17 protein-coding genes are annotated in these 25,432 nt (G+C 39.1%); 4 read left to right on the forward strand and 13 right to left on the reverse strand.

What is annotated here, in order from left to right; all coding sequences use genetic code 11:
- Positions 1 to 97: 97 nt before the first annotated feature.
- The 11 genes from F0919_RS12440 to proS all read right to left on the reverse strand — a co-directional run bounded on the left by F0919_RS12440 (position 98) and on the right by proS (position 15,660).
- Complete coding sequence (locus tag F0919_RS12440; protein ID WP_150033094.1) at positions 98 to 1,153, reverse strand: cytochrome c oxidase subunit II; 1,056 nt, start codon at positions 1,151 to 1,153, stop codon at positions 98 to 100.
- Between the two features lie 132 nt (positions 1,154 to 1,285).
- Positions 1,286 to 2,494, reverse strand: coding sequence for a quinol:cytochrome C oxidoreductase (locus tag F0919_RS12445; protein WP_150033095.1), 1,209 nt, complete (start codon positions 2,492 to 2,494; stop codon positions 1,286 to 1,288).
- Positions 2,495 to 2,569: 75 nt separating this feature from the next.
- Positions 2,570 to 3,229: a c-type cytochrome gene (locus tag F0919_RS12450; RefSeq protein WP_150033096.1), complete on the reverse strand. Its 660-nt coding sequence runs from the start codon at positions 3,227 to 3,229 to the stop codon at positions 2,570 to 2,572.
- 79 nt (positions 3,230 to 3,308) lie between these two features.
- Positions 3,309 to 3,887 (reverse strand): DUF3341 domain-containing protein, encoded by a 579-nt coding sequence (locus F0919_RS12455; RefSeq protein WP_150033097.1) that lies wholly within the window; start codon positions 3,885 to 3,887, stop codon positions 3,309 to 3,311.
- A 119-nt stretch (positions 3,888 to 4,006) separates the two neighbouring features.
- Positions 4,007 to 5,440, reverse strand: coding sequence for an NrfD/PsrC family molybdoenzyme membrane anchor subunit (gene nrfD / locus F0919_RS12460; RefSeq protein WP_150033098.1), 1,434 nt, complete (start codon positions 5,438 to 5,440; stop codon positions 4,007 to 4,009).
- A gap of 86 nt (positions 5,441 to 5,526) precedes the next feature.
- Positions 5,527 to 8,688 (reverse strand): TAT-variant-translocated molybdopterin oxidoreductase, encoded by a 3,162-nt coding sequence (locus F0919_RS12465; protein WP_150033099.1) that lies wholly within the window; start codon positions 8,686 to 8,688, stop codon positions 5,527 to 5,529.
- A 120-nt stretch (positions 8,689 to 8,808) separates the two neighbouring features.
- Positions 8,809 to 10,077 carry a cytochrome c3 family protein gene (locus F0919_RS12470; protein WP_235903506.1) on the reverse strand — a complete coding sequence of 423 codons (1,269 nt, stop codon included), beginning with the start codon at positions 10,075 to 10,077 and terminating at the stop codon, positions 8,809 to 8,811.
- 256 nt (positions 10,078 to 10,333) lie between these two features.
- On the reverse strand, positions 10,334 to 11,674 hold the full coding sequence (tilS, locus tag F0919_RS12475; protein ID WP_190277377.1) for a tRNA lysidine(34) synthetase TilS: 1,341 nt from the start codon (positions 11,672 to 11,674) through the stop codon (positions 10,334 to 10,336).
- A gap of 146 nt (positions 11,675 to 11,820) precedes the next feature.
- Entirely contained in the window at positions 11,821 to 13,587 is a 1,767-nt protein-coding gene (locus F0919_RS12480; protein WP_150033101.1) for a T9SS type B sorting domain-containing protein, read from the reverse strand.
- Between the two features lie 42 nt (positions 13,588 to 13,629).
- On the reverse strand, positions 13,630 to 14,040 hold the full coding sequence (locus F0919_RS12485; RefSeq protein WP_150033102.1) for a hypothetical protein: 411 nt from the start codon (positions 14,038 to 14,040) through the stop codon (positions 13,630 to 13,632).
- 141 nt (positions 14,041 to 14,181) lie between these two features.
- Positions 14,182 to 15,660, reverse strand: coding sequence for a proline--tRNA ligase (proS, locus tag F0919_RS12490; protein ID WP_150033103.1), 1,479 nt, complete (start codon positions 15,658 to 15,660; stop codon positions 14,182 to 14,184).
- Positions 15,661 to 15,823: 163 nt separating this feature from the next.
- Between proS and F0919_RS12495 the strand changes: the two genes are divergently transcribed.
- The 3 genes from F0919_RS12495 to F0919_RS12505 all read left to right on the forward strand — a co-directional run bounded on the left by F0919_RS12495 (position 15,824) and on the right by F0919_RS12505 (position 21,321).
- Positions 15,824 to 17,020, forward strand: coding sequence for a hypothetical protein (locus tag F0919_RS12495; RefSeq protein WP_150033104.1), 1,197 nt, complete (start codon positions 15,824 to 15,826; stop codon positions 17,018 to 17,020).
- Between the two features lie 229 nt (positions 17,021 to 17,249).
- Positions 17,250 to 20,573: a vitamin B12-dependent ribonucleotide reductase gene (locus tag F0919_RS12500; protein ID WP_150033105.1), complete on the forward strand. Its 3,324-nt coding sequence runs from the start codon at positions 17,250 to 17,252 to the stop codon at positions 20,571 to 20,573.
- A gap of 154 nt (positions 20,574 to 20,727) precedes the next feature.
- Entirely contained in the window at positions 20,728 to 21,321 is a 594-nt protein-coding gene (locus tag F0919_RS12505; RefSeq protein WP_150033106.1) for a hypothetical protein, read from the forward strand.
- Between the two features lie 83 nt (positions 21,322 to 21,404).
- Here the strand turns inward: F0919_RS12505 and F0919_RS12510 are convergent, their stop codons facing one another.
- Positions 21,405 to 21,935: a TlpA family protein disulfide reductase gene (locus F0919_RS12510; RefSeq protein ID WP_150033107.1), complete on the reverse strand. Its 531-nt coding sequence runs from the start codon at positions 21,933 to 21,935 to the stop codon at positions 21,405 to 21,407.
- A gap of 22 nt (positions 21,936 to 21,957) precedes the next feature.
- Positions 21,958 to 23,028, reverse strand: a complete 1,071-nt coding sequence (locus F0919_RS18515) for a MerR family transcriptional regulator (RefSeq protein ID WP_216629421.1) — start codon at positions 23,026 to 23,028, stop codon at positions 21,958 to 21,960.
- 194 nt (positions 23,029 to 23,222) lie between these two features.
- Between F0919_RS18515 and F0919_RS12520 the strand changes: the two genes are divergently transcribed.
- Positions 23,223 to 25,400: a TonB-dependent receptor gene (locus F0919_RS12520; protein WP_150033108.1), complete on the forward strand. Its 2,178-nt coding sequence runs from the start codon at positions 23,223 to 23,225 to the stop codon at positions 25,398 to 25,400.
- Positions 25,401 to 25,432 lie beyond the last annotated feature (32 nt).

A 25,432-nucleotide genomic window follows, 5' to 3' on the forward strand; every position in this document is an offset into this window, starting at 1 on the left:
TATTTTTAAATTTCCGACCCTTTCGAAAAAAAGGGGAATTCTTATTTTATATAAATAAACCTCAGTACTTCTAAGATAATTTCTCTCTGCTTATTAATTAATGTGCCATTGTAACTGCACCGGCTCCGGTTGTATCGGCCGTAGCAGGCGCTGCTCCTGCCGGGGCTGCCGGAGGCGCAGGAAGCATTCCGGTATAATAAGCCGGTTGCTTACTAAGCCATTCTTTAAATTCATTTTCAGTCTGAACAATAACAGTACCTCTCATTGAATAGTGGCCTTTACCACACATCTGATCACAGGAAATTTCATATACAAAATCAGGATTGCCTGTTTTGTTCTTCATTTCGTCTGTAGTAAATTTAGGCGTAAACCACATTGTTGTTGTAATACCCGGAACAGCATCCATTTTCATACGGAAGTGTGGTAAACCAACATCATGAATTACATCACGTGAATTAATAACCAGCTGAACATTGTGCTGCTTAACAATATGCAATTCTCCATTTTGAACAATAATATCATCTTTTGCAGCGATATCATTTGTATCAAGACCCATTACATTAGTCGCGTCATCCATCAATCTGAAATCTGTTTTTCCTAAAATACCGTCGGCACCCGGGTAACGAATCAACCAGTTAAACTGTTTACCCATTACCTGAACAAGCATAGAACCTTCAGGAGCTTTATCAGTTACGTTAAACCAGTTTCTCAAACCAATTACAACCAAAACAACCAAGGCCAATGCAGGAACAGTTGTCCATAAAACTTCCAGTTTATTGTTATGAGAGTAGAAGAATGCTTTTGAATGTTCTGTTTGTTGATATCTGAAGATAAACCAAAACAAAAGTGCCTGAGTCACGAAGAATACAAAGCCTGTCAATATTAATGTAACAATTAACATGGAGTCGTAATGATCTCCCTGCACAGAAGCAGATTCCGGTAACATTTTACCGATTAATGCTTCATGACATTTCCAGATACCTATCATTCCAAGTACGAAGAATGCTACCATCAACCACGCCATCAGACGATTGGTTTGCGATTTAACATTCTCCTCACCACGAATGATGGTTGCTAATTCACTGGCTTTTGCAATCTGATAAATGACAATAAAAACCAGAATAACTAAGGCGGTAACTATTAATCCCGACATTGCTTATTTTATTTTATATACTCTTACCTTCGGAAAGGATAATTATTATTAAAAATTCAACTTTAAATTCCAAACTTTAATATTCAAGTTCCAATTAACTTTCTTTCGGAACTTATCTTTCTATTTGGGATTTTAACTCACGTGTATCAAAGTTTCTTTCAGATATGGATGATTCTGTGGAATCAGGTTAGCTTTTGAAAGTGTTCTTGTAACAACCAAAATCATTATACCGATAAATCCACATGGAATACCTAATTCATACCAGCTTAAATGCCAGTTTTCCTGCAAAGGTCCGGGCATAGTCATCAAGTAGAAATCTAACCAGTGACCAAAAATAATTGCCATCGCCATGAACACGATTGTAAAGTAATTACGCTTGCTTGGGCGAGACATCAAAATCAAAATCGGAATTGCAAAATTCAAAATTAAGTTAGCCCAGAAGAAGAAGCTATAAGGACCTTGCATTCTTATTTTGAAATAAGTAGTCTCTTCAGGCATATTTGCATACCAAATCAACATAAACTGAGCGAACCAAAGGTAAGTCCAGAAAATACTAAATGCAAACATGAATTTACCTAAATCGTGCATGTGTTCTTTAGTAACCAGTTCAAGCTTATTCTGATTTTTCAGATAAACAGTGAACAAAAGAATCAAAGCCATGCCACTCACAAAGGAACTTGCAAAAACGTACCAGCTAAACAATGTAGAATACCAGTGAGCGTCAATACTCATGATCCAATACCAGGGAGTTGTACTCATCATGGAAAGTGCATATACAAATAGGAAAGCACCGCCCATAGCAACTATTTTCCAGTGTAATTTTGTACTGTTCTTTGGAGCAGATTCCTGAGCGATGGACATCTGACGGAATTTAATACCGAAGAATGACCAAAGGGCAACAGTTACGATAGAGAAGCCTGCGAACATTCCTTTATTCAAGAAAGCAGATTTTCCTTCCAATATTTCATCACCATGAGGATGAACCCAGTGGTAAATAGGATTATGTTCTCCTAATCCGAAAACGATGCAGAATAAAACGACTAAAGCAATCAGTCCAAAAACCCAAACGTTAGCTCCGATGGATTCAGGTACACGGCGATAAGCTACAATCCAGCTTGCCTGTGCCAGACTTGTTGCAGCTTGAATAAAAATAGATGCTGCGGAGATGAATAAAAAGAAAACACTGTTCTGTAATAATACAATCCAAAAGCGTGCTTGCTCATGTTCGTTTCCACCTTTCAACGCTATAAACCCGCCTATCAGTGCTATAATACCGATTAGCAACAAACCAATAGCGGTCGATTTTAAACGGGAGGGTACTTCAAAACGTTCCGAAATCATAGTAAAAATCCTTTAAAAGGCATTTTAATTTTTAATGTAATATATTTTTGCGCCTGAATATTTAGCAACAATAAATTATTTCTTAGCAACTGTAGTATCTGCTGTTGCAGGTTTTGCAGCTTCAGCACCTACTTTCGCAGCGCCGCCTTCACCCATTGTAAATGCATCACCACCATTTTCAGATTGTACTTTTTTAATGTAAGCCAATACCGCCCAACGCTGGTGAACGTCCAACTGAGCTGCATAGCTTCCCATCATATTCTTACCATACATGATAGCATGATACATTTTGCCGACAGGCATGTGAATATAAGCAGCACCTGATTTCAAATTAGCAGGCATAGCTGCAAACTTTCCGCTTGCATATAATGGACCGTTACCATCTAATTGTGTACCATGGCAGATACCACAATAAATGTTGAATAATCTTTTACCTTCAGCTAATCCTGCGTCATTAAAAGTAAATGGTGACTGCAAGGCAATGTACGCTGAAGTATCTGCTTCCGTAAGATGGTCAGGTAAAGCATGGCCCCTTGCAATAGTACCTTCAACAGGTTTTTGGCTTGTCAGACTATCGTGCGTTACAGGGTTTTTGGTGTATGCATCATAAGCAACCGAATAGGTCATATCGGGTACATAAGTCTTACCCGGATTACGACGCGTATCACCACTGTTGCAGGCTGCAAACGTTGCCGCTCCGGCCACCATTAACGTTACTAAATATTTTTTCTTCATGTTATATTCAATAATAGGCTAAGCCCATCAGAAAATTTTTACTATTTATTGTTAGTGAAATCAACACCAACAATGGCATTTATGCTAATTGTTTTTGATACGCTTCTTCTTTATCCCATCTGCCATACCACCAACCTTCTTCAGCAATCTGAACATTGGTTTCAATAGCGCCTGTTGATTTCATAAAATCAATCAACTCTACTTCACTTGTACCTTCTGTAATCTCCATTGCTATTACAAACAAATCATCAGTTTGGCGTGGATGGAAAATATGTTTTTTAACACCCGGCATGATTTGGTTTAAGTAGCAATAAGTAAGTACCATTCCTACCGCGGCAAACATTACAGTCAACTCGAATGTAATCGGAATAAAAGACGGAAGATTGAAAAATGGCTTACCACCATAGTTAATAGGCCAGTCTTTAGTGAAAATCCAACTCATAAAACCAAGCGCTGTAGCTGTACCGGTAATACCGAAACAAAAGCCTGCAATGTGCAAATCTGTTTCTTTCTGACCTAAAGCTACATCCAATCCGTGAACAGGAAAGGGAGTATAAACATCGTGCAGTTTGTATCCACTGTTACGTACTTTGTCAACCGCGGGAAATAATACCGCTTCATCATCGTAACAAGCAACTGCAAATTTTTTAATAGCCATTTTTTTATTAATTATTGATGTTGGATTTTGAATGAATCAAATCGGACATCATTTATTTAATTATGGGTTTTTATCATTTTGGAAATTTGATTAAAATCCAAAACTTAAAATTCAAAATCCTAATGAGCGTGTTCTACAATATGAACAAATTCTTCTACTGATTTTTCTTCCAAAGGCAACATTTCACGTTTGTAATTATCACCTGAAGTTTTCAACACAAACTTAATCTCAGCAATAGCAACAACCGGGAAGTATTTAGCAAATAGGAAGAAGCATGTAAAGAACAATCCGAAAGTACCGATATAGAAACCCATCTCAGTCCAGGTCGGGCTATAATAAGTCCAGCTTGAAGGCAGGTAATCACGATACAAAGATGTTACGATAATTACAAAACGCTCGAACCACATACCGATATTTACCACGATTGATAACAAGAAAGTAAACACGATATTTCTGCGCAATTTTTTGAACCAGAAGAATTGAGGAGAGATTACGTTACAAGTCATCATCGCCCAATAGCTCCACCAATATGGTCCTAATACTCTCCATTTAAATGCTTGTTGTTCGTAAACAACCTGTGAGTACCAGGCCATGAACAACTCTGTGATATAAGCCACACCTACGATAGAACCTGTCAATACAATTACTTTATTCATTGCCTCGATGTGTCCGATAGTGATGTAATCTTCTAATCTGAAAATCTTACGAACCAATACCAATAAGGTATTTACCATTGCGAAACCGGAGAATACCGCACCCGCAACGAAGTATGGAGGGAAGATGGTAGCATGCCAACCCGGAATAACGGATGTAGCAAAGTCAAAAGATACGATAGTGTGTACTGAAAGTACAAGTGGCGTAGAAAGACCTGCAAGTACAAGGGATAGCGCCTCAAAACGTTGCCAGTTCTTAGCTGTACCTGTCCATCCGAAAGATGCGATACCGTAAAGATGTTTACGTAATTTGGTTTTAGCTCTGTCACGGATGGTAGCAAAGTCAGGCACCAAACCTGAATACCAGAATAATAAGGATACTGTGAAATAAGTAGAGATTGCAAATACGTCCCAAAGCAAGGCTGAACTGAAGTTTGGCCATAAAGCACCACGGCTGTTTGGTAAAGGAAGTACGAAGAATGCGTTCCAGACACGACCCATGTGGAATATAGGGAACTGACCCGCACACATTACCGCAAAGATAGTCATCGCTTCAGCGGCACGGTTTACGCCTGTACGCCATCCCTGACGGAAAAGCAACAAGATGGCGGAAATCAATGTACCGGCGTGACCGATACCTACCCACCATACGAAGTTGGTAATATCCCAACCCCAACCTACAGTACGGTTAATACCCCAAGTACCGATACCCCAGTAAACTTCCCAAGTCACCGAAAAGGCACCGAAACCCAGCAAAAGCAATGAGAAAAAGAATCCCATGTACCAAAGTCTTGTTGGTTTTTGTTCTATCGGGCGGCAAATATCCTCGGTAACCTGAGCATAAGTTTTGTTGCCGTTGACTAAAGGCTCCCGAACAAACGATTCGTATTTAAGATGCATAACGATTATAATTCAAAAGGTAAAATTCAAAAAGAACAAATCCGATTTATCCGTCTTGACTTTCTATTTTTAATTTTTAATTCTGATTAAATGTGTTGATTTGCCATTTCATCTCTTGTATTGTTCTTATCACCGTTTCCTGCAAGGACTTCTTTCGCATTACGGATTTTTGATAAGTAGTTTACATTCGGTAAAATGTGCAATTGTTCCAACATATAGAACACACGCTCTTTATTGTCTTCGTAACGTACTTTGTAAATTTCGCTTTCTTTATCATTTACGTTTCCGAAAGTGATACAGTTGGAAGCACATGCAACCTGACAAGCCGTTTTAGCCTGACCATCTTTCAAAGGATGACCTTCTTTCTTGGCTACCAGTTTAGCATCTTGCAAACGTTGAACACAGAAAGAACATTTTTCCATTACCCCACGGCTACGAACTGTAACATCAGGATTCAATACCATTCTTGTCAATGAATCATTGATATCATCGCGTTGGCCATCTTCGTATTGGTTATCTGCAAAAGCATCTGCACCATTGAAATCGAACCAGTTGAAACGACGAACTTTATAAGGACAGTTATTAGCGCAATATTTAGTACCGATACAACGGTTATAAGCCATTTGGTTTAAACCTTCAGAGCTGTGGTTGGTTGCAGAAACCGGACAAACGTTTTCACAAGGTGCGTTATCACAATGCTGGCACATTACCGGTTGGAAAATTGCCTGGATAGAATCGCCGTCATCAGGATTACCGCTGAAATAACGGTCAATACGGATCCAGCTCATTTCCTGCGATTTCATAACCTCATGCTTACCTACAACAGAAACGTTGTTTTCAGCCTGACAAGCCACAACACAAGCAGCACAACCTGTACAAGTATTCAAATCGATAGACATACCCCATTTGATACCCGGCTTTTCATGTACAGGATACATGGTACCGTTCTTTACAAAGCCTTCTTCATCGAAGTCAGCATTAGGATCATCTGCTTCATGGCCTTCCCACTCAAGATGCGTAAAGTGTTTTAATTCTTCTTTGCGCTCGTTGATTAATCCGCGGGGGTCTTTCTTAAATTCTTCTAAAGTATATTCACGTACATGCGGACGATTTTCAGAGCTTAAGTGTGTCTGAGTAATCGCTACAGGATATAAATCTGCAGTTTTTTCAATTTTAGCTTCACTTGCATAACCGAATGTCTGACCATTGAAACCAACTAACGGGAATGCGTTTTGACCGTTTGTAGATGCACGACCGACTTTTTCATGACGACCATAACCAACTGCAACAGCGATTACGTCTTTATGCATACCAGGTACAACCACAATAGGCAAAGAAACTGTTTTACCATTAGCGGTAACTTTCACTACTCTTCTTTCTCTCACTACTTCATTGATACCGCTTAGTTCAGCATCAAACTGAGTTTTAGCAGTCAAAGGAGCCATCATCACATAGTTATCCCATGTTGCTTTTGTAATCGGATCAGGTGTTTCCTGTAACCATGGGTTATTACTCCAGGCACCACCGGAACCGATAGCCATTGTTTCATAAACCACTACTTCGTAAGCGCCACCTTTTACAGCAGAAGCTTTAGTCATAGCATCAGCAACATTACCGGAGAAAGAAGCACCGCTCATTGTTGGGCTTGCAGGTTCTGCAACACCATCCTGAAGAGCTTTATCAAAATTGGATTGGCCACCTAATTTAGCTACCCAATATTGATTATAGAAATTATGATAATTATCTGTAGCTAAATCAGCACCAGTCCATTTCAAAAGGCTGTCCTGAAAAGCACGTGTTTTGAATAATGGTGCAATGGTAGGCTGCATGAAGCTGTAATAACCTGTTCTCGGTTCAGCATCACCCCAGCTTTCCAACCAATGGTTATCAGGAACAGCATAATTACAAGCTTGTGTAGTTTCATCCAATCTGTCATTGAAAGAAATGGAAACTTTTGCTTTTGCTAATGCTTTCTTGAATTTTTCACCGTCAAAATAATCATAAACAGGGTTAACGCCATGTATCAATACAGCACCAACTTGTCCTGCATCCAAAGCATTAACGAATGTTACCATTTCGCTGTCAATACCTTGTTTATAATTTGAAGTAGCAGACCAGTCTATTGTTGTGCCATTAGCGCCGATAGCACTATTAATAGCATTTACAACTACCTGAACATTTACATCATTGCTGTTACAAACTACTAAACCATTTCCTTTTTTAAGGTCGGCAGCAGCTGCAACAATAAGTTTATCAACATTTTTAGAACCTGTATTTACCGAACCGCCGGTAATTGCAGCATATAATGCAGAAGCAACTTTACCATATTCAGAAGGTTTGCAGGTAGCACGCTCATCGGCATTAGCTCCTGAAAGTGTCATCATACCTTCCACCTGATAATGCTTACTCATTGTAGCATTCTTTGCATCTTTCCCTAAAATCTTACGTGTTTTAGAGAAGCCTGCGGAGAATTCAACAGGTGCTAACCATGTACATAGAAAATCGGCACCGATACTGAAAACTGTTTGTACTTTATCGAAATGGTAAGTAGGCAAAGCACGCTTTCCATAACTCATTTCGTTTGCCAATAACATACCGCTGTATGAAACGGCATCGTATTGAATATGTTTGCTTCCAGGATATTTTGCAAGGAAACGGTTGATTATTTCTTTTGTTGTAGGACTATTGATGGTACCTGTAACTAAATAAACTGCGCCGCCTGCATTTGCCAAAGCTTGTGTAATCGGAGCATCTACCTTATCCCATGTTGAAACAGGCTGCTGATTTACATAAGGCCCTCTTAAACGTGCAGTATCATAAAGACTCAAAGTAGCCGCGATAACACGAGCTGAAATACCGCCTTGTGTAACCGTAGAAAGCGTATTAGGCTCAATCATGATAGGACGGCCATCACGTGTTTTTACAATAACAGCGCATGAATCACCATTATCGGAAAATGTAGAAGCATAATAGTTAGGCACACTTGGAGTAAGCAATTCAGCATCCGGTCTGATAGCATAAGGAATAGCTTTGCGTACCGGCATTTCGCAACTTGCCGCCAATGTAGCCGCCACCGTGCTGAAACCTAAAAATTTCAGGAAATCTCTTCTCGGTGTGGTTGCATCCAACAATTTATCGCTCAGGCCTAATACGGGCAAGTCTTGTTGAAATTCATTTGCAACAGCTTGTTGATGTTCCGGAGTTTGCTCCAGTTCTTCTATCCCTTTCCAGTATTTTTTGTGACTCATAAGTCTTATATGAAAATATGAAAATGCGCTTCAGGAATGCCGTGGGCTTGACCGCTGCCCCATCCACACATTAATAGTTCCTCAAAAATTTATTCTTTTTTTTTTATAAAAATGCCAGAATTAATAGTGACATTTTTGACATTCAGTACCACCCATTTCACCTTCAGTTACACCTTCACGTTTTCCTTCTTTGATTTCCTGATGGTATTTCTGATAAATGCTATAGTAATCGTTTTCTTTGAATTGTACATTGGTAGTACGGTGGCAGTTGATACACCAGCCCATTGACAACGGTTGATCCTGATGTACTTCATCCATTTCCTGAATAGCACCGTGACATGTCTGACATTGAACCTTACCAACTGCAACGTGTTGACTGTGGTTGAAGTAAACGTGGTCAGGAAGGTTATGGATTTTTACCCATTCAATAGGAGTAGCTAAGATATTGCCTTCCGCATCACGGTTATATGCTTTTTTAACAGGATCCCAACCGGCAGCTTTATACAGTTTTTGAATTTCCAAAGTACCATTTACTTCTTTTCCTTCGTAAGTAATCAGCTTTTCTGTTCCTGTATATTCATTGATTTGCTTATGGCAGTTCATACAAACATTGGTGGAAGGAATCATTGCCTGACGGCTTTTTTCAGCACCTGCGTGGCAATACAAACAGTTGATTTGGTTTACACCTGCGTGAACTTTGTGGGAATAGAAAATAGGTTGCTTAGGCATGTAGTTTTGCTGACGGCCCATATTGATAGCACCATTCGTAATCCAGTAACCTGCAAGGCACAACAAAATTATAGAGAAGATTGCGATGGTAACTTTGCTTTTGAATAAAGGTGTTTCACGTTTTGTAGGTTGTCCTTGTTTGTCGTTAGCAACTTTATTCAAAGTTTTATTAACACGTGTCAAAATGAAAATCAACAAAGCAAGACCTAAAGTGATGATAGTGTACATCACAGTATTATCTTCCTGAGGGGTTTCCTCTTTAGGTTTAGATCCACCATCACCACCTGGTTTAGGAAGGCCATCTACGTAAGCAATAATTGCATCTATATCCTTTTCGCTCAATTGAGGGAAAGCGGTCATAGCCGTCTTGCCGTATTCATTATATACCGCAACCGCATCTTTATCGCCGCTGGCGATCAATGCTGCTGAGTTGTGTACCCATTTATATAACCATTCCTTGCTCGGAAGCGTAGCAGCCCTACCCTGTAAAGCAGGCCCGGTAGCATCCTTAAATGGATTGTGGCAGCTTGCGCAGTTAGTTACAAATAATGCCTTACCGTCTTGCGCAGAAGATCTTGTGGTTAGAAAAGAGAATAAAACAGTCAGTATAAGAAGACTTACCCGCTGTAAAAATGTTTTTGACTTTAAATATGCAGACACGTGTAAACTATTTTTTTATTTTACGATCCTATTAGTCCCAATGTGGGGGCAAAAGTACAACACGATTGCCAAAGTTTCTACACATTTGTTAAAAAAAATTTTTCAAGCCTGGCAAGGGTTTCAGCACTTTCAATTGTCATTTCAGAAATATGTTTGTCATCTCATTGTCATTGAATCGTCTGTTTTCTGTCATTTTTTGGTCAACAAACTGTAAAAAAATACAGTCGCATATTAAATTCAAATCTATAACAGCACGCTAATTCTTCTTTAGTTTTAAAGACAATATTTTTTTGGTTGCAGCATTGACCTTAAATCTGTCGTCAGCTCTCATCCCTATTACCCAAATTATCTTCTTGTCACTTTCAAGTACCCAAACCAGTTCTTTTTCATGTAAGGGTACTTTTTGTTCAATTAAATACTTGCTGACTTTTTTCTTCTTGCTATTTGTTCCCAAAGGGTAAAAATAATCACCTGTTTTTTTAGGGCGGAGCAATAAGGGAAATGTAACTTTCTCTAAGTCAATGCAAAGTTCCTCCGGCTGTAAATGCTTTATAGAGTCCATATCCAAAGGCCTGAAGTCTTTTTCTTTTAAAGCAAGAGAAAAATTGCTCGTCGAGATTACAGAATCATTCCTTTCGACTAATACATGAGTACTTTCTGTTGTAGTATTGGGTGTGATAATCAAAAAATCACGGTTTTTAATAATTCTATGCGTTGATGATTCAACATATTTACCCGTTTCCGCGTCCTGCAAACGGATAATATCTTTTAATTGTGCGGGATTAAATGAAAATGGTTGCAGCAATTCCCATAATATAGTTTGAATGACGGGCTGTAACTTTTTTAATTTTAAAACAGGTATATACCAATCATGCTGCCTTTGCTCTAAAAGCTTTTTGGTATGCCTTTCCAAAGATTCACGATAAAGAAGCTCAACTTCTCTGAAACGATTGGTATTTCCAGAAAGATTTTCCAAAACATTAGGGAACAAAGATTCAATTACAGGAAATAGTTGATGCCTGAGTGCATTGCGGGTATAGTCATCTTTTGCATTACTCCTGTCTTCCCGCCAGGGAATATTGTTTGCGGTAGCATATTCTTTTATTTCATCCTTCGTAAACTGTAATAAAGGCCGAATAATTTTGCCTTGTTGAGGCAAAATGCCATGCATGCCCGCTATTCCGGTTCCTTTAAAGAAATTGATAAGCATCGTCTCAACCGAATCCTGCTTGTGATGGGCTGTGGCAACGAAATCAAAGTTCATTTCCTGCCTTAGTTCTTCAAACCAGGCATAGCGCAGTTCCCGCGCTGTTTCCTGTAAATTACCACCTTTTGCTTTTAATATTTCAGGTATATCAAACCGCTTTATATAAAATTCAATATTATTTTCTTTAGCCCAGGTATTTACAAGTTGCTCATCCAAATCAGAATCTTCGCCTCTTAATCCAAAATTGCAATGCGCAATTGCAATTGTTATACCCGATTCTTTCAAAAGTGCTGCCAAAACCATGCTATCAGAGCCGCCACTTACGGCAATGAGCATCTTTTTATGTTTCCATAGTTGTTCTTCCAGTACTTTGGTCAGCAAGTGCTTCATGCTTTGGTTTTTCATCGCTTATATTGCGCAAAAGTAAAAGGAAGCTGCAAGCAATTCACGATTATTTTTGAATATTATAGCCTGTTTTTTTTCTACAAATAAAAATGCCTCCATTAAGGAGGCATTTTTATTAAAAACCTATATTATTATCTTAATAGTGTAATGGATTCTTTTTTCTCATAAAGCTTACCATCGGCACAAGTATATTTAACATAGTACATATACACTGCTGATGCTGCAGGAGTACCATCTTTATAATTACCGTTCCAACCCAGTTTAGGGCTTTCATTATCGTAAACCAATTTGCCGAAGCGGTCATAAACTTTGAAGCTCAAAAGAATCTGGCCATTTTGCAACATAGGGTTGAAATAGTCATTTTTATTATCGTTATTCGGAGAGAACGCGTTCGGAATCAATACTTCACAACAAGGTTTTGTTTGAACCAATGCAGTGTCAGAATCATAACATCCGAATTCGTTAAACACAGTAAGTACAACTTGGGTAACAGGGTCAATGAAAACACCTTTTACTTTCTGACCTTCTGCGCCTGTAATAGCTCTGAATGGTTTTTCAGGACTCCAGCGATATTCATAGTTAGTACCTTGATCTGCCATCACTTCCATTGTATCATAAGCACAGATAATTTCATTAGATAATGGTTGTACTTTAGCTACAGGATTTGGATTAACGGTCAGGTTAAATTCTGCAGAAGTTTTAGTACATCCTTTATTTGTGGTAGCAACTACTTTATATCTTCCTGCTTCAGAAGCTTCAATAAAATAATTAGTCTGGCCCGATACAGGGTAACCATCACGCATCCATTGATAGGTAACGTTTGGTTCACTGGTAATAAGTGATAATTTAGTGGATGAACCCGCACAAATACCTAATGCCATAGCACCTTTTGTAGCAACGTTAGGAAGAGGATTCACCGTAAGGTTTAATCTTACAACACTATCGCAACCTGCCATATTTGTAAACGTAGTATCATAAGTACCTGCATTATAATATTCTTTGCCGAACCAATTATACGTTTCTCCGCTACAAATAGAGATATCCGTAGGCATTAAGTTGGTAGCAAGTATTTCTATAGTTGTTTGTTCATTACAAGTGTCATTTTCATTTGAAATAGACCTTACTGTAAATGTGAAAACACCGGGAGAATTTATAATAACGGACGGATTCTGAAGTGTGGATGTAAAACCACCAGGACCTGTCCATAAATAATCAAAAGTATGGGTTGTATCATCATTGGTTGCTGTTAATGTTGCAGGAGTACCCTGACATACAGGACCATTGTTACTTGCATGAAGGCCGCAAATAATAGAGCAATCCGTTTCACCTGTACCACCACTTTGGTTAAACGTTACCGTTCCGGGTTGATTGGAGAAGTTTGTAATTACTATTAAATAAATTTCTCCTGCATTAGGTATAGGAGGAGTTGAAGCACCACTTCCCGTTCCACCCGGCATACCCAATCCTGCCTGCTCCACTGCTGCTGCTGAATAGCTGCATTGAATAGGTGCTGCATTAGAAGAAACCTGAGAACAGCCTTGAGTCATACTGGTAAAAGGCCCCCACATGGCGAAATCCACATCAATAGGAGTACCTGCTGTATTATTTTGAGAAATATTAAACTGCATTGGGCCTGTTGTTGCAATCTGCATATAGAACCAAGCCTGATTAGGCGCAGAGCCTAAGCAACCCAGATTAAAATTGAATGGAGGTGTTGGTACACCTGTTTGGTTTGTATACGTAGTAGTATCATCCGTGCAAAAAGGGCTTATGGAATCACAAGGACCGGCAGCCTGGGCGTTTGCTTTATTACTAAAAAGCAGACTAACCACTGCAAAACAACACGTCAATAGGACATGCCATTTTGATAGAATTGGTGTATTATTTTTATTTTTCATTTTGTCTCTTTGTAAAATTTTCAAATGTGTGTGTAGAAAAAATTATTTTACTGCAGGGTGAATAATAACAATATAATTACTGTTATCGATTCTGTAAGTCATTTCTTTCTTACTGTAGAAATCAAAGAAGTATTTAAGCGGGTTAAATTGCTCTACTGTAAATTTTTTAGGTTCAGTCAGCAAATAGTTATTACACTTTTCTTTGATTGGAAGTGTAGACAAGGCAGGAAGAGATTGAGAAACAGATTTATCCACCTGTTTTACTTCTACTCTGCTCATCCATTCTTCATAAGTCGGAATGTACTGGTCTGTAGCATACATCATACAATTTTGAAATACTTCACTTGCGTATGTACGCGTTTTGGACTTAAAATAGTTACCATCCTGAGCAAATAAATTTCCCAGAGCAGGTACTACTAAAGCAATTAATAATAAAAATTTTTTCTTGTTCATTTGGTAGTTTTTAAAGTAATGGTTTGAATTGGAAGCTTCCCATTAAAGAAATTCATAACCATAGACTAATGAAAATAAAAAAAAGGTTGGTAGCTATCAAAAAAAGTACCGATACCTACATTAACATGCCTTAACACTGACTTAATACGCCTTGGCAAATAATACTCTTTCTTTTGAAGGATTCCCTGTTAGTATACATTTCCCTGCCTCTTGCTTATTATTTAAAGGAATACAACGGATTGTAGCTTTTGTTTTTGTTTTAATTAACTCTTCTGTTTCAGGAGTACCATCCCAATGGGCAGATATAAAACCTCCATTGGTTTCCAATATTCTTTCAAAATCTTCCCAGGTATCTGCTTCCCTTATATTTTCATCTCTGAAAGCTTTTGCTTTGTTGAAAATAGCTGTTTGAATTTCGTCTAAAAGATTGGTGATATAATCACTGATACCATCTAAAGTTACAGTATTTTTTTCTTTTGTATCGCGACGGGCCACTTCTGCCTGATTATTCTCTATATCTCTCAATCCTAAAGCCAGACGTACAGGCACACCTTGCAGCTCATATTGCGCAAATTTCCAACCCGGCCGTGAACTGTCGTCATGGTCATATTTTACAGAAACCCCCTTTGCCCTCAAATCCTTCATAATAGATTCTGCTTTTTCATTGATTACAGCTTTAGAATCTTCACCTTTATATATCGGTACAATCACCACTTGTAATGGAGCAATTTTAGGAGGTAAAATCAAGCCGCTATCATCACTGTGAGCCATTACCAATGCACCTATCAAACGTGTACTAACACCCCAACTGGTAGCCCAGACATAATCCAGTTTATTGTCTCTGTCTGCAAATTTCACATCAAATGCTTTTGCAAAGTTCTGGCCTAAAAAATGAGAAGTACCCGCCTGTAAAGCTTTACCATCCTGCATTAACGCTTCAATGCAATAAGTATCTTCAGCACCTGCAAATCTTTCGTTGGCCGATTTTACGCCTCTGATAACCGGCATTGCCATATATTCTTCCGCAAACTGTGCATAGACGTCCAGCATTTTGGTTGTTTCTTCCAATGCTTCTTCTTTGGTAGCATGTGCGGTATGCCCTTCCTGCCAAAGGAATTCTGCAGTGCGCAAAAACAAACGGGTACGCATTTCCCAACGGACAACATTGGCCCATTGGTTCACCAGAATGGGTAAATCTCTATAAGACTGAATCCATCCTTTATATGTATTCCAGATGATGGCTTCAGAGGTCGGGCGTACCACTAATTCTTCTTCTAATTTAGCATCCGGGTCTACAATTAATTTACCTTTATTATTGGGATCTGACTTCAGTCTGTAATGCGTTACAACAGCACATTCTTTTGCAAAACCTTCTGCGTTTTTTTCTTCCGCTTCAAAAAGACTTTTAGGGACAAATAAAGGAAAATAGGCGTTCTGGTGACCTGTTTCTTTAAATCTTCTGTCCAATACATCTCTCATATTTTCCCAAAGCGCATATCCGTACGGTTTAATAACCATACAGCCTCTTACGGCAGAATAATCTGCCAATTCTCCTTTAATAATCAAATCGTTATACCACTGAGAGTAATCTTTGGCGCGACTGGTAATTTCTTTGCTCATGCAATTAAACCTTATTTGTTAGTTAATGTCTATATATGGATAATAAAAGGAACATCTCTTATTGAAGCAAAAGTAGTATTTTTGAATGCAAAGATTCTATTGATAGGTGTAAGACTCTGATTATTTAGGATTATATTATTGAAATTCAATTAATTTCTCAATTATGAAACGGATCATTTCAGCCGGATTTATTCTGGCAATGGTTTCTGGCATCACTGCTTCCGCACAGAATAACGGCGGCTATCAGGATGATGTATATTACAATGCTTCACAGGCTGAGAGGGATGCAAAAACAGAAGCAAAGAAACAAAAGCAAGAACAACAGCCATCTGATAACGGAGCCGATTATTATAACAGTTCGGAGAATAATTCCAACTATGATAATAACAGCAACAATCAAACTTACAGCTCTTACAACGGAGACGATGATGCGTATGTAGATTATGATGATGATTCCTACACGACGCGTATTCGCAGATTCTATTATCCAATGTATAGCGTAGGATACTGGGGTAGTGTTTACAGCCCTTTTTATAACGATCCATTTTATGCTAATCCTTATTACGGTTGGGGTAGTTGGTACACACCGGGTTTTAGTGTAGGCATTGGGTTTGGTTATGGATACGGCGGTGGTTATGGCCCATACTGGTCTAATTGCTGGGGCATGAATACCTGGTTTGGCTATGGCGGTTTCAATTCGTGGTATTACCCTTACGGTGGTTTTTATGGCGGCTGGGGCGGTTATGGTGCAGGTTATTGGAACGGATATTATGCAGGTGCTTATGATGGTCGTGGTAATTATGGCGGACGTGGTTATACTTCAAATTATGGTCCTCGTGGTGCGCGTAATAGTTCTTATAATGTAGGCGCTTATGGCAGAAATAATTCAGGATTAAGAGCAAGCAATATTGGCAATGGTTCATTTACACCTGTCAATGGCCGTATGCCTGCCAATAACGGAGAACGTAAAACAGCAGATAACAATAGCAACTTCCAGATGGATAATAATAATCGTGGAAGAAGCGTAATGAATAACAGAAATAATGGCAATATCAATTTGGATCAAAATCAAACTGCTGATGTCAACAGAAATAATCAGGGAAGACAAGGAGTAAATATTCAGCAAAACCAAAGCCAGGAAACACAGCAAACGCGTAGAGGAGGATTCTTTGGTTTTGGACGTAATAATGGCAATGTAAATAACACTCAGCAGGAACAACGCTCCGAAAGAAGTTACACTCCTGCTCCGCAACAACAACGTACTTATACTCCTGCTCCACAACAACGCAGTTTCAGTCCTGCCCCATCCCGTAGTTTTGGTGGCGGTGGCGGAAGCAGAAGTGGTGGTGGTCGCAGATAGTCAATAATTTTTGAAAAGTATATTTTTAAGGAAGGCCACACTCGAAAGTGTGGCCTTCCTTATTATAATTTTTCCATGAAAAAAAAGTTAAAAATGGAAAATAAATTCAGAATGCAATAGCGTAAATTATTTGGTTTTTCCACAAATCTGTGGATATCTAATTATGGGAAAATGGGCTTTTAAAAATTATCTTCGTTAACCTCCATTTTCTATTTCAAAAACCATTTCTATGAGTAAAATTCCATCCGCCAATAAATCAAAGGGCCTCAGCTTTAACCGGCACTATACGAAAGAAGGCAAAGACGTTTTCCAGCTATTTGAATACGATTACCGGACTTCTGTTATCCGTAATCCGAACGGCGAAAAAGTATTTGAAATGACCGATGTAGAAGTGCCCTCGCATTGGTCACAAATAGCAACCGATATACTGGCTCAAAAATATTTCAGAAAGGCCGGTGTTCCTCAGGCTGACGGCACATCAGGAAGAGAAACATCCATTAAACAGGTGGCCCACCGTCTGGCAGATTGCTGGCGTGGCTGGGGTTTACGTTACGGTTACTTTGCATCAGAAAAAGATGCGCAGATTTTTTACGATGAACTTGTTTTTTCCATACTTCAGCAAAGTTGCGCCCCCAATTCCCCCCAATGGTTCAATACGGGCTTATACAGTAGCTATGGTATAAACGGAAAGGCACAAGGTCACTATTATGTTGATCCTGAAACCGGCAATTTAGAACGTTCTCAAAATGCTTACGAACGTCCGCAACCACATGCCTGCTTTATACTAAGCGTGGATGATGATTTGGTAAATAAAGGCGGCATCATGGATTTATGGACACGTGAAGCAAGAATTTTCAAATATGGAAGCGGCGTTGGCACCAACTATTCAAACATAAGGGCAGAAGGAGAGAAACTAAGCGGAGGCGGTACTTCAAGCGGATTAATGAGTTTTCTGAAAATTGGAGACAGAGCTGCCGGAGCCATTAAAAGCGGAGGTACTACAAGGCGTGCGGCAAAAATGGTATGCCTGGATTTAGACCATCCTGAAGTGATTGATTTTATTGACTGGAAAGTAGAAGAAGAAAAGAAAGTAGCAGCATTGATCGCTGCCGGTTATGCTTCCGATTATGAAGGAGAGGCTTATAAAACCGTATCAGGACAAAATTCCAATAATTCCGTCCGCATTCCCAATGCATTTTTTCAACGATTGATAAATAACGAAGACTGGGCATTAACGGCAAGGACCGACGGAAGGATTATGCGTACAATCCCTGCAAAAGAAATGTGGGAAAAGATAGCTTATGCTGCATGGCGTTGCGCGGATCCCGGCACACAGTATGATACTACTATCAATGAATGGCATACATGTCCCGAAGGCGGGGCTATAAGAGCATCCAATCCCTGCAGCGAATATATGTTTCTGGACAATACCGCCTGCAATCTTGCATCATTGAATCTTCGCCGTTTCTTTAACGAAGAAACATCCGCATTTGATGTTGAAGGCTTTGAGTACATGGTTCGCCTCTGGACAGTTGTTCTGGAAATATCGGTACTGATGGCGCAATTCCCATCGCCAGAGGTAGCACAATTAAGCTATGATTACCGCACATTAGGTCTGGGTTATGCGAACCTTGGTTCTTTACTGATGGTAAGTGGTATTGCTTATGATAGCGATGAAGCAAGAGCTATAGCAGGTTCCATTACAGCAATCATGAACGGCGTAGCTTATAAAACATCGGCAGAAATGGCACAACATCTCGGCGTATTTTCAAAATATGAAGCCAATAAAAAACACATGCTTCGTGTGATGCGCAATCACCGTGCAGCTGCTTACGATGCTACGGATGCTTATGAAAATCTCGAAATAAAACCGATGGGCATCAATGCCCGCTATTGTCCTGATTATTTACTAAGTGCCGCTACAAAAGCCTGGGACGATGCTGTTCAGATGGGTGAAAAATATGGTTACAGAAATGCACAAGCTACTGTAATTGCACCAACCGGAACTATCGGACTCATAATGGATTGCGATACAACAGGCGTCGAACCTGATTTCGCTTTGGTAAAATTCAAGAAACTTTCAGGCGGTGGCTATTTTAAAATTATCAATCAATCTATACCGACTGCTTTGAAAAAACTGGGGTATAAGCCCGAAGAGGCAGACGCAATCGTAAAATATGCCAAAGGTCACGGAACCTTTGCAGGAGCCCCTTTTATCAATCATCAGACATTAAGTGAAAAAGGATTCATTGCAGATGAATTAAAGAAATTAGATGTTTCGGTTGAAAGCGCATTTGAAATCGGATTTGTATTCAATGCTTATAATTTAGGTGAAGAATGCTTACAACGTCTGGGCTTCAAACCGGAAGCATATTTTGATAATGCCTTCAACCTTCTGGAAGCTTTGGGCTTTACGGAAGATGAAATAGAAGCAGCAAATGATTATGTATGCGGAACTATGATGATAGAAGGCGCTCCGTATCTGAAGCCTGAACATTTACCGGTATTTGATTGTGCCAATAAATGTGGCAAAAAAGGAGAAAGATATATTCATGCACATGGGCATATCCGTATGATGGGCGCTACACAACCATTTATCAGCGGTGCTATTTCCAAAACAATCAATCTGCCTAATGAGGCTTCTATTGATGAAATAAAAGATTGTTATTTATTAAGCTGGGAGCTTGGAATCAAGGCCTGTGCTTTATATCGTGATGGTTCTAAACTAAGCCAGCCACTGAGTAATAAAAGCGATAAAAAGAAAAAAACGGAAGAACCAGCAGAGACTACAACAGTAGCTGTTTCACAGGAAAGCAATATTGTGGACATGGGCAAACTTTCTGTAGAAGAACTTTTAGAGGAAGTAAACAAGCGTGTACAGGCAAGCCCCGATACCCAATTGAAAAGGCAACTGTCCCGCATTGTCGAAAGAAAAACTTTACCTGCAAAACGCAGAGGTTATACTTACAAAGCCAAGGTGGGCGGACAACCTTTGTTTTTGCGGACAGGAGAATACAGTGACGGCACTTTAGGAGAAATATTTATTGATATGGCCAAAGAAGGCGCTACAATGCGTAGTTTGCTAAACAGCTTTGCCATAGCGGTTTCGGTAGGAATGCAATATGGTGTCCCGCTGGAAGAATATGTTGATAAATTTACTTTCACACGTTTTGAACCAAGCGGCATTGTTGAGCATCCGAATATTAAAACAGCAACTTCTGTACTTGACTTTGTATTCCGTGCATTGGCTTATGAATATCTCGACAGAGAAGACTTGGTACATGTACCTGATGAAAATAAAATGCCTCATGATCCCTTACCGACAAATGCCGATCAGGCTTTATCTCAATTAAGGATTACGGCACCACAACCTATCACACCTCAAAAGGTAAAAAACATTGCACCAAAACCCGTTATAGCAGATGCAACTACTAAAAAGCTGATGGGAACAAGCGCGGATGCTCCTGCCTGTAAAAACTGCGGTAATATTACGCTAAGAAACGGAACCTGTTATATGTGTCCCAATTGCGGCACTACAACAGGTTGCAGTTAGTTTGAGATATTAAAAATTCAAAGAAGCAGGTTGTCAATTAATACACAACCTGCTTCTTTTTATAATGACATAGAAATCAAAAAAGGGAATAAATTGATCGTCAGATTTTATATATTTGATAGTATTAATTAATCCCTAAAAAAGCAAAAACACTATGACCAAAAAAATCTGGCCTATTTTCGGCCTGTTAATGTTTGTATTGATTGCCAACACCTTCGGACAAAAATTCAAAGTATTGGAAGGCAATAAAGAAATACTGAAAGGACAAAAAGAGATCAATATCCTGTTTGATTACAGTCATCTGGCAGTAGGAAAATATGATGACGAAGCAGACTACATTGCCAAAAAGAAAGTAGATTATAATAAGAAAGAAAGCGGCAAAGGCACTACATGGGAAAAAGCATGGAAAGGTGACAGAGCAAAACGTTATGAGCCTCAATTCATAGAATTATTCAACAAATATGGCGAGGGTATGGAAGTAGGTAATTTTGCTTCAGCAAAATATACTATGACTGTTACTACTACCTTTGTGGAGCCTGGATATAATATTGCTATCTCAAGAAAGAATGCGGAAATTGACGGAGAAATTATAATAACTGAAACAGGGAACCCTGATAAAGTGGTTCTTAGAATTTCATACAAAGGAGCACAGGGTAAAACCTTTGGTGGCGGTGATTATGACACAGGATTGAGGATACAGGAAGCTTATGCAAAACTTGGCAAAGAACTCGGACAATATTTCAATTAAATAGTTAACAGAAACTGAAATAATAATGCCGGCGCATGTTTGCGTCGGCATTATTATTTCCCCTGGTATTGCAAGAAGAATGCTTAATGCTTTCTGAGAATTTTCAACAAATCTTGTTCCACACTTTTATCAGGCACTTCCGTTATCCTTCCTGTTTCTTTATTATCTTTCAATACAATAATTGTTGGCACACGCGTAATTTCATATGGAGGCGTTATGTCATTTTTGTCAAGTTTCTCCCTGTCCAAAGCAATAAGTGACAGGCTTTCCATAGGATAGTTTACCAATTTCAGAACTTTGTATAATTCAGGAATCATACGATGAGAATCTTCACACCACGTTCCTAAAAATACCACCAGTTTATAATCAGCCAATTCATTGCTTAGAGCTTTTATAGCTTTAGTTTTAGGATTATAATTTTCAGCAGCAGCTTCAAGATGAAAAGCAGGAACACGGCTGATATCGTCAAATGTCAATGGCCCTCTGTATACAATGTCGCTATCGTTTTTGCCCTTTAATATTTCAAAATTACTTTGGACTTGTGTCTGAGCCATTGTTTGGCTAAACGACAGAATATTTATTATTAAAAATATTGCGGCTAACAGGTTTTTCATGGTTTCTTTTTAGACAAAAAAATTACAATTGTTCTCTGATTTTCAATAGTGTATTTTTCAATTCCAATAATGATTCTTTCAGATCGAGTTTATTATTGACACCTGTCTTTTCCGCTTTCAGCTTTTCGCGGGCACCTTTAATGGTATGCTTTTTTTCTTTCACCAAATGGTGTATCAATCTAAGCTCGGCAATGTCTTTAGGACTATATAACCGGTCACCTTTACGGGTGGTACGTGGCTTAAGCTTAAATTCGTTTGTCCAGAAACGTATGTGAGAAGTATTGACGGCAAATAGTTGTGCCACTTCCCCGATGGTATAATACTTCTTATCTAAATTCCATTCCGGCAACGGCGCGACTTCTTCAAAAACTTCATCTTCCACAATGTCTTCATCATCATTGTTTTCGGCAACAGGCGTGGTTGTTTCTTTCGGCAACTCCTTATTGATTACAGTGGCATTGTTCAGGTCAAATGCATAATTCTTCTGCATCAATGCCGTGTAATCCAACTGAATCAATTCGCTTAATATCTGTTGGTTCAATTCTTTGTCAACACCTTCAGAAACTTCTTTTATTGTTTCCTGCGTTGTTTCAGGTTCGTTTATAATCTGAGGTGTTTCTTCTGATGTTTCAGCATGAGTTACAGCAGTATTATCTGATTCGGGAATACTTTGGTCTTCTTCGTTTCCTGCAGTAGCATAATAAGCTATTACAGATTCATTTTCAGGTACCTTGTCATCAACCAAACGCTCCTGTATATCGTTTTCAGGTTGTGAATCGGTTTGCAGATCATCATTCCCCGGCGCTGTATCATATGCAGCAATAAATTCACTTTCCGGTATTTTGTCATCAACCAAACGTTCCGATTCAGATGCGATTGCCGGAATATCTTCTTCTTCAAATATAGATGGGCCAAGATCCTGTAGTTTCATTTCCTGTGAAACGATTTCATCTTCATTTTTATCAGTATCACTTTCCTCAGAAACAGTATTTGCAGCAGCTTTTGTCGCTTTTTCTTTCTTTGGTTTTTCTTTTGGCGGTTCCTTCGGAAAAAATTCTTCGTCGTCAAATAAGGTTAGTACGCGGGTTTCCATATTCAAATGATTTGCTGAAAGCAAAATAAATTATTGTTTGTATTAAGGTGCTGATTGATAGCAAAGATACCTCATTCGTAAAAGCGAAAACTATAAAAATATCCACCTTTTACCGAAACTCTTTAGGGCTTTACCGAAAGGTGATTTAATTTCTATAATGCATTCTGCTACTTTTGCACTACAATCAAAAAATCATGAATAAACTTTTTACTTTTTTATTCTTCATAATGCTTTCATTGGCTTCCATCAATGGATTTGCACAAAAAATCATTAAAGGGAAAATAACGGATGAAAAAGGAGGTCCGCTGAGTGGTGCCAGTATTTCATTGGAAAATACATTGGATGGAACTACCAGCGATTCGCTTGGCAATTTTAAATTATCCACGACCGAATCAGGTGAGCAAGTCCTGGTAATTTCAGTAATCGGATATGAAAGTGTGAACAAATCTTTGAATGTTGACAATGCTACTGATGTACTTGATTTCAAACTGGCTTCGGCTACAAATATGCTGGAACAGGTAAACATTACAGCCGGAAGTTTCGGTTCAGCAGACGGCACACAAAAAACAGTTTTAGAACCTTTGGATATCGTTACCACAGCAGGTTCGGGCGCTGACCCTATCCAGGCAATGCAAATGTTACCCGGTGTTCAAAAGAATGGAAACATGACTGGCCTAATGGTACGTGGCGGAGATGCAAGTGAAGCAGCAATTGTGGTAGACGGATTGACTTTGCAAAATCCGTTTTTCAGTGATGTGCCCGGTGTTCAGCAACGCAGCCGTTTCGGGGCTTTCCAGTTTAAAGGCATTGCTTTCAGCAGTGGCGGATACAGCGCCCGTTATGGTCAGGCAATGTCTTCCGTTCTTGAAATGAACACGCTCGACATTCCCGATAACAGCACTATTAATCTGGGCATCTTTATGGCCGGACTGTATGCATCAGGTACCAAATTATTTGACAATAACAATATGAGTGTGACTGCTACAGCAAATTATACCAATCTGTCGCCATTTTACGGTATTGCCAAAACCAATTTCGATTTCTATGATGTGCCTGAAGGCGGTGGTGGTTCCTTAAGCTATATCTGGAAAACGAAGAAGGGTGGCATTTTGAAGGTAATGGGTAATTATTCGCAAACAAATTCCGGCATCAGGATACCTGACCCTTATGAAGCCGGAACAGATGTAAATTATTCCATCAAAAATAAAAATGCTTATACACAGGCTACGTTCAAACAGAATCTGGGAGAGAAGTTGAGGTGGTTTACTGCAGCCTCTTATTCTTACAATAAGGATAATACCAAATGGGATACTTTACCAATGGGTAACCTTGAAAAGCGTGCACAAATAAGAAGTGAACTAACCTGGTATGCCAATACAAGATTCAATCTGGTTATGGGTGGCGAATATCAATATTTCGATGTAAACCGCAATTATGATTCTTTCACCAATGCATTTACAGAACATCAGATTGCGCTGTACGCCGAGGGTGAATGGACTCCCATTTATTGGCTGGCATTTAAGCCGGGCGTACGTTTAGAGCATAGTGCATTATTAAAAACAACCACGTTGGCTCCGCGCTTTGCTGCATCTGTCAAAACAAGTAAATACAGCTCTGCTTCTTTTGCTACCGGCTTGTTTTACCAAAACCCCGACAAGCAATATTTATTACAGGGGTACAGACCCGATCAGCAACTGGCCATTCACTACATAGCCAATTACACTTATATGGTTAATGACCGGACATTCAGGCTGGAAGGCTACTATAAAAGCTATGACCAGCTTGTTCATGAATCTATTGCCCAAACAATTAACCAGTATGATCCCAATACTTACAGATACATTAACGGGCCTGTTGATAATAGCGGGCATGGTTATGCAACAGGGTTAGAGTTCTTTTGGCGCGATAAAAAAACGGTTAAGAATCTTGATTATTGGTTATCCTACAGCTATATAAATACAAAGAGATTATACCAGAATTTTCCGGTAGAAGCTACGCCAGGCTTCATTTCCAATCATAACGTAAGCTTGGTAACCAAATATTGGATTGAAAAACTCAATTGTATGGCAAGCGGTACGTTCTCTTATGCAAGCGGAAAGCCGTATTATAATCCTAATAATCCTGAGTTTTTAGGAGACAAAGCATCTGCTTATCAAAATCTTTCATTGCAGGTTGCACATCTTCGTTCTTTTGGAAAATGGTTCGCCGTGTTTTATGTCAGCGTAGATAATGTGCTGAACAGGAAAAATATATTTGGTTATCGTTATTCTACAGATGGCCAAAACCGTTATCCCATCGAACCCGCCATGTACAGGACCATATTTGCAGGGATTAATATTTCATTAAGCAAGTTTGACAAGGATGAATTGTAATTTTGTCTTTTTAAAAGTACTTATCTACACGG

Source organism: Taibaiella lutea (assembly GCF_008629695.1).
In the GTDB taxonomy this organism is placed as follows: domain Bacteria; phylum Bacteroidota; class Bacteroidia; order Chitinophagales; family Chitinophagaceae; genus Taibaiella; species Taibaiella lutea.

Excerpts from the sequence above, each read along its gene's own strand:
- F0919_RS12440 (WP_150033094.1), bottom strand. The coding sequence starts at position 1,153 with ATGTCGGGATTAATAGTTACCGCCTTAGTTATTCTGGTTTTTATTGTC.
- F0919_RS12445 (WP_150033095.1), bottom strand. The coding sequence starts at position 2,494 with ATGATTTCGGAACGTTTTGAAGTACCCTCCCGTTTAAAATCGACCGCT.
- F0919_RS12450 (WP_150033096.1), bottom strand. The coding sequence starts at position 3,229 with ATGAAGAAAAAATATTTAGTAACGTTAATGGTGGCCGGAGCGGCAACG.
- F0919_RS12455 (WP_150033097.1), bottom strand. The coding sequence starts at position 3,887 with ATGGCTATTAAAAAATTTGCAGTTGCTTGTTACGATGATGAAGCGGTA.
- nrfD (WP_150033098.1), bottom strand. The coding sequence starts at position 5,440 with ATGCATCTTAAATACGAATCGTTTGTTCGGGAGCCTTTAGTCAACGGC.
- F0919_RS12465 (WP_150033099.1), bottom strand. The coding sequence starts at position 8,688 with ATGAGTCACAAAAAATACTGGAAAGGGATAGAAGAACTGGAGCAAACT.
- tilS (WP_190277377.1), bottom strand. The coding sequence starts at position 11,674 with ATGAAGCACTTGCTGACCAAAGTACTGGAAGAACAACTATGGAAACAT.
- F0919_RS12480 (WP_150033101.1), bottom strand. The coding sequence starts at position 13,587 with ATGAAAAATAAAAATAATACACCAATTCTATCAAAATGGCATGTCCTA.
- F0919_RS12485 (WP_150033102.1), bottom strand. The coding sequence starts at position 14,040 with ATGAACAAGAAAAAATTTTTATTATTAATTGCTTTAGTAGTACCTGCT.
- proS (WP_150033103.1), bottom strand. The coding sequence starts at position 15,660 with ATGAGCAAAGAAATTACCAGTCGCGCCAAAGATTACTCTCAGTGGTAT.
- F0919_RS12495 (WP_150033104.1), top strand. The coding sequence starts at position 15,824 with ATGAAACGGATCATTTCAGCCGGATTTATTCTGGCAATGGTTTCTGGC.
- F0919_RS12500 (WP_150033105.1), top strand. The coding sequence starts at position 17,250 with ATGAGTAAAATTCCATCCGCCAATAAATCAAAGGGCCTCAGCTTTAAC.
- F0919_RS12505 (WP_150033106.1), top strand. The coding sequence starts at position 20,728 with ATGACCAAAAAAATCTGGCCTATTTTCGGCCTGTTAATGTTTGTATTG.
- F0919_RS12510 (WP_150033107.1), bottom strand. The coding sequence starts at position 21,935 with ATGAAAAACCTGTTAGCCGCAATATTTTTAATAATAAATATTCTGTCG.
- F0919_RS18515 (WP_216629421.1), bottom strand. The coding sequence starts at position 23,028 with ATGGAAACCCGCGTACTAACCTTATTTGACGACGAAGAATTTTTTCCG.
- F0919_RS12520 (WP_150033108.1), top strand. The coding sequence starts at position 23,223 with ATGAATAAACTTTTTACTTTTTTATTCTTCATAATGCTTTCATTGGCT.